The sequence below is a fragment of the Oliverpabstia intestinalis genome, from assembly GCF_009696065.1.
Lineage (GTDB): Bacteria > Bacillota > Clostridia > Lachnospirales > Lachnospiraceae > Oliverpabstia > Oliverpabstia intestinalis.
This window is the reverse complement of the sequence record NZ_VUMS01000059.1, coordinates 1-5,586: the sequence shown is the minus strand read 5'-3', so window position 1 is coordinate 5,586 and position 5,586 is coordinate 1. Positions and strand designations below refer to the sequence as shown.

Genomic DNA, 5,586 nt, shown 5'->3' with positions numbered 1-5,586 from the left:
AGATAATTGAACTCTATTTTTCTTAGGGCGTGCCATAATAATAACCTCCATAGACATATTTTATCATCTATGGCAATTATATCAAGAAAAGAACATTAATTCAAATATCAACGTGTCAGTACACTAGTACATTTATTCCTCTTTTGAAAAAATGTGCATAAATTTCCAGTTTCCTCTTGGCAAGCATTACATCCTTTGCTAAAATAAAGTCAATTTAGATTTGCTGTATGCAGCTTTACTTTTATATCTTTTGGCTTCGTTAGTTGCCGTCTAAAGCCGGATTTTATGTGAGGAGTATTTCATTGATTTAGGGATAAAACCAATTGAAAAGAAAAATTTGAAATGTAAATAGGGATATTTATTTTGATAGATAAAGGCGTGATGATTTATTTTTATAGAAAAGTAACCTGTTTTGAATCAAAAATGGTTAAAAGAATTTTTTGGGTGTTGTTTTATAAAAAGGCGTACGAAAGTTAAAAAGGCTTTTATGTCATAAAAATAAGAAAATATGGAGAAACATTTATGTTGGAAAAAGAATTTACATATTATTCACTTCAAAATCCTGATTTTCATGAGATTTTTCGAGAGATATTGGAGAGTTTGGGATTAGAAAAAAATGTTCGTATTAAATACAATGATTGGGTAGAAATACGATTTTTAGATGAAAATAGTAATTATGAAAAAAATAAGTTTAAAATTACATTTAAAGTTAATCATGGCAATATTTTGTGGAGGAAAGGGTGCAAAGAGAGAATATCAAATCGTTTTGATCGTATTCAAATGTATCAAGAACAAGAAACTGCATGGATTCCTTTTGAAGAATTTAGAATTGAGCTGTTAAAGAAGAATAATATAGAGGCCTTATATTATAAGGAAAGGTATGAGATGAAAATTTCATATGGCGATAAATTAGTTAAATTTATTGGACAAAAGATAGATTTCCTTAATAATGAATTTGAATCGTATGATAAAAGGACATATATAGAAATAGAGGGAGAAAGTATTAATGATAAATTAGATAGTGATGTTTTCTTTGTTGTAAAAAAATATGGATTTGAAAAAATAGATTTAGACAATGCGAAGATTACTTTAGGTAATAGAGCTTTAGAAGGCCACAAACTATTTAATGACTTAAATATGGAGCAAATACATCAAACTGTATTGAATATATTTGAGAGAAAATCTATTGAAAAATTTCTTGAGTAAATATTTTAAGAGAGATTATTATTGTGAAAAAAGTAAATTAAGCAAAAATTCTGAAATAGGTATAAAGAACAGGTTTATATTGTGATCTGATTTAGGAGCGTCTTTTTATCTGAGTAAAAAGATGTACTTACACACTAATGGCAAAACAGGTGAGTGTATCTGATATTGATGCTGGGAATGCCTAAAAAATCCAACCTATTGTAACACGAAAATGTGGAAGTGTAAGTGTGAATCACTTTCATTACTATTTTTGGCACTAACTGTAGTGTGGCGGAATGGAGATTGTTATGGAAGAAAAATTTGCAATTCCTTGTGTGGGAGCGATTATAGAAAAATGTGAAAACGGTCAAAAATATATTTTGATACAAAAAAGAAAAAAAAGAAATGAAAAAATAGAGTTTGGACTATGGGAAATTCCTGCTGGTAAAATTAGAGAATATGAAAATATTTATGAAGCCTTACGAAGAGAAATAAAAGAAGAAACTAATTTAGATATAGTGTATGTTAAAAATGAGAATAAATGCAAGACGATAAATTCAGTAGGATACACCCTCACGGATATCTATCCTTTTAATATCGTACAAAATATGAGTGGAGGATATTCTATTATAGTTATGATTTTTTTGTGTAGGGCAGAGGGGGAAATTGTTAATAATGTTATCGAAAACGAAATGGTTCAATGGAAAAATGTTAAAGAAGTGCAAAAAGAACTGATGGAATTTCCAGAACATTTTTATCCTATGCATATATTAACATTAAAAAAGTATTTTTCATATTTATCTCTGGATATATAGTAGTACCAAGTAAGTCAACAGAAACTGTGTAAGATCTGTTGATATGCTTTTTGGAAGAGCTTCTACCCAGGTCAGAAAACCTTCTGGCAGAGATTCGCAAAGTTTAATATTGGTGGCTGCAAAGCAGCCACCTAAAAGTGTCAAGGTACTTGCTATTTTGCGTTTACATATAAACGAAGAGGAATCTTCGAGTCTATGAAAGTTTTTCTGTAAATAAAGATTTAAAAGGTCTTCTATGATAAAATAATAAATCATAGGAGGCCTTTTATCATGGCAAGAGAAAAGAAACCCGTACACAAAGTACAAATGTAAGCGTCAAACCCGACGCCTGCCTATATTTTAAGCGCCGCTTTAATTGCGGCGCTTGCTGTAGCAATCAGCCGGCAAACTCTTTGACCACGGCATGAGTGATTCCAGCAATGATTGTTCTATATTTCCGTTTTGATATTGTCAATATTGGTTGACACATTTATCTCAAAGATATCACTGCCTATGCAGCCAGTCCCAGAGATTGGTAGTATCTCTGGCGCTTGATCATCGGAGGAAGCCCACCGTTAGCAGAGCAGATCCTCCTGTTATTCCAGTAACTGATGAAATATCTCCAAATGAGAACCTTCAGTTCCTCTGTGGTCATAGTTTCCGTATTGTAGCGGTCATAGAGAAGCTCGCTTTTCATTCTGGCCCACATGCTTTCGCATCGGGCATTATCGTGACACCTGCCACCAGCACTGTTCATGCTTTGAATAATACCGTATTTTGCCAGAGCCTTACGATAGGTTTCACTGGTATATTGTGTTCCTCTGTCAGAGTGTACAATAGCCCCTCGCAGATCAGGATATGCCAGATAGGCATTATCCAGGGTATGCTCGCACAAAGTTGCTTTCATGTTGCTTTCCATTGCCAGACCAAGGACACTAGAATCAAAGCAGTCAAAGATAGCTGAAACATATAATTTTCCATCTTTAGCCTTGATTTCGGTGATGTCAGTTACACATTTTTCAAGTGGCTTATCGGATTTGAAATCTCGCTTCAGAAGATCCTCTGACTTACGAGCTTCCCGATCCGCCTTGGTAATACCATTCGGCTTACGTTTTGGTCGATGACTAAGGCCTATTTCATCCATGACTCTGTAGACGGTTCGCTCACTAGGAATCTTGAGTCCTTCCGGTTTCTTAAGGAGAAGTGCCTGATACATGCGAATACGCCCATATGTATCATTGTATTCATCCTCAGTATTGATTGCTCTTATAGCATCAGCGAGATCCTGATATTTCCAGGGCCGGTCTTTATGAGCAAGATATTTGTAAAACCCCTGGCGGCTGACACCAAGCATCCGGCAATAGAATGAGAGTTTTCCCTTAATCGCGCCGTCTTCCGTTTTTATGGCAATGAACATCATTCTTTGGTTCTTGCTGACTTCCGACGGCTGGCTGCGAAAAAAGCACTTGCTTCCTCGAGAAATTCATTTTCCTCTTTCAGACGCCGGATTTCTTTATCCTGATCCTTAACGCGTTTGCGGAGCATAGCAAGTTCCTCAGCGAGGCTCATTGCACTTTCTGGAGTATGTGCACCGTCGCCAATATCCAATGTGCCGGCTCTAACTGCTTTCAGCCATGTATGGATGGTTCCTTCTGGAATACCTAATTCTTTGGCTGCCTTAGCACCGCCGATTTCTCTGGCAAGTTTGACAGCCTGGACCTTATATTCGTGGTCGTATTTACGTTGGGTACGTGACATTGAGAGTTCCTCCTTATTCTCTTTATTATACATGAATTCTTTGAGAATAAGGTGTCAACTTTATTTATACAACATCATTTTTATCTATAAGCTGTGGCAACTCTGTCAGCAAATGTTTAATATAATAGTACACATTCAAGTTGTTTGCCCGGGCTGTTTCGGTAATGCTGTAGATAATAGCGCTCGCCTGCGCTCCGCGAACTGTATTGATGGTCACCCAGTTTTTACGACCGATTGTGAAATTCCTCAATGCGCGTTCACTTGCTGAATCATCGATTGGGACTTCGCCATCTGTCAGAAATACTTTTAGGTACTCTTCCTGATTTACGCTGTATTGCAGCCCTTTTGCCGTCTCTGTTTTGGGAAGCACCGTTCCACTTGCAAGGATTTCTTTTACCCACGTAAAATACGCCTCAATCAATGGTTTGATTGAAGTCTGACGCTCTTTTAACCGTTCTTCTGGGGAAAGCTCCTTTAACGCACCTTCCAGTTCATAAATAGCTCCAATCTGAACCAGAGCTTTGTAAGCAACGGAGGATTTCACTGCTTCCGGATTCCCTTTTCCCATTGCCTTGATAGCATTGGCATAATGGCGTCTTGCATGTGCAAGGCAGTTGGCATTGATTAAACCCTCCCTTTCACGCGCAAGTTTGTGATACTGTTCCAGTCCATCCGTCATAAGTATTCCATTGAAATCCTTATAGTACTCCTTTGGATGGTCACTGTGTCTTGTTTTTTGATATTCATACACAATGATTTTAGGAACAGGGCTGAGTTCTCCAGTCAGATGAACCCACATGTAGCTTGTGCTTCCTGCCGGTCTGCCGTCATGAATTACCTCCAGGGTTGTTTCATCACATTGATTAACATGTGCCTGAAGCTGTGTAGATATCATCAAATCATACACCGGACGGAAATACCGCTCTGCAGACCAGACAGTCCAGTTTGACATGGTCTGTTTGGAAAGGTTAAGTCCATTGGCTTTAAAATCTCTGGACAAACGGTCCAATGGATTACTGTTTACATACTTTGCATTAATGATTGCTGCTTCCAATGACGCAGTAGCAATACTGCCACGGAATAGAGTTCTCGGATGGTCTCCACGAAGGAATTCATCCTGATGAAGCCCATCTGTTCCAACATACACTTTGATGACATGCTTTTCGGCAATCCATTTGCCTGGCTCAAAGCGTAGCTGCCAGCAGATATCATCCGGCATACTTTTATAGTTACCTTCACCAAAGGTGTCGATAAGTTTCTGCCTGGAAACATCATGAGGAATGACTTCCTGTGGAAAATCCTTTAAATCTTCCTCGCGCTGTCCCTTTTGCTTTGGTTTACGCGGTTTCTTTAATGCAGAATCTACAACTGCTTCAATCGCTGGCTCGTTTGCATTTTCATCGTAACAGGCTTCTACCTCATTAAAAAAAGAAAGCTGTCCGGCTATTTCGCTCAGTTTTTCCGTGTGACGGCCGAAACGCTCCTGATCAGCAAGATGAATCTGCTCTATCAGACGCTCATAATCATGCTCAAGTTTGTCAAGGCGTTCCTGCATCTGATAGATAACAGCATTCTTGGCATCATGATTCATGGTATTCAGTTCTTCTTCCGTATATTTCTGACACATAGAAACCGCCTTTCTTATAGTCTGATTATACCAGAATTACTCAAATTAAGCCAATTAGACACTCCTGGGGTTTCAGCATTTTGCCATGCTTTATGACATCGATAATCAGGCAGATAAGAGATGGAAAATATAGAGTTTTCAAAGTTCGTTTTTCTTCGTTCTGACACCTATATGGGTGTATATACACTACACGTAGCATTTAGCACAGTGTCAGACTGTAGC

At 37.7% G+C, this 5,586-nt stretch carries 5 protein-coding genes; 2 read left to right on the top strand and 3 right to left on the bottom strand.

All coding sequences use genetic code 11. From position 1 onward, the window contains the following. Nucleotides 1-522 precede the first annotated feature (522 nt). Nucleotides 523-1,206, top strand: a complete 684-nt coding sequence (locus FYJ57_RS14690) for a hypothetical protein (protein ID WP_154433230.1) — start codon at nucleotides 523-525, stop codon at nucleotides 1,204-1,206. A gap of 287 nt (nucleotides 1,207-1,493) precedes the next feature. Then, nucleotides 1,494-2,000, top strand: coding sequence for an NUDIX hydrolase (locus FYJ57_RS14685; RefSeq protein WP_154433229.1), 507 nt, complete (start codon nucleotides 1,494-1,496; stop codon nucleotides 1,998-2,000). A 490-nt stretch (nucleotides 2,001-2,490) separates the two neighbouring features. Here the strand turns inward: FYJ57_RS14685 and FYJ57_RS14680 are convergent, their stop codons facing one another. The 3 genes from FYJ57_RS14680 to tnpC form a co-directional block, all read right to left on the bottom strand. After that, nucleotides 2,491-3,399: an IS3 family transposase gene (locus tag FYJ57_RS14680; RefSeq protein WP_154433228.1), complete on the bottom strand. Its 909-nt coding sequence runs from the start codon at nucleotides 3,397-3,399 to the stop codon at nucleotides 2,491-2,493. After that, entirely contained in the window at nucleotides 3,396-3,737 is a 342-nt protein-coding gene (locus tag FYJ57_RS14675; RefSeq protein WP_154433227.1) for a transposase, read from the bottom strand. The genes FYJ57_RS14680 and FYJ57_RS14675 overlap by 4 nt, the downstream gene beginning before the upstream one ends. Before the next feature lie 64 nt (nucleotides 3,738-3,801). After that, a complete protein-coding gene (tnpC, locus tag FYJ57_RS14670) occupies nucleotides 3,802-5,364 on the bottom strand; it encodes an IS66 family transposase (RefSeq protein WP_235904610.1) in 1,563 nt (520 codons plus the stop codon). Between the last annotated feature and the right edge of the window lie 222 nt (nucleotides 5,365-5,586).

Coding starts and splice junctions, on each gene's coding strand:
- FYJ57_RS14680 (WP_154433228.1), bottom strand. CDS start 3,399: ATGATGTTCATTGCCATAAAAACGGAAGACGGCGCGATTAAGGGAAAA.
- FYJ57_RS14690 (WP_154433230.1), top strand. CDS start 523: ATGTTGGAAAAAGAATTTACATATTATTCACTTCAAAATCCTGATTTT.
- FYJ57_RS14685 (WP_154433229.1), top strand. CDS start 1,494: ATGGAAGAAAAATTTGCAATTCCTTGTGTGGGAGCGATTATAGAAAAA.
- tnpC (WP_235904610.1), bottom strand. CDS start 5,364: ATGTGTCAGAAATATACGGAAGAAGAACTGAATACCATGAATCATGAT.
- FYJ57_RS14675 (WP_154433227.1), bottom strand. CDS start 3,737: ATGTCACGTACCCAACGTAAATACGACCACGAATATAAGGTCCAGGCT.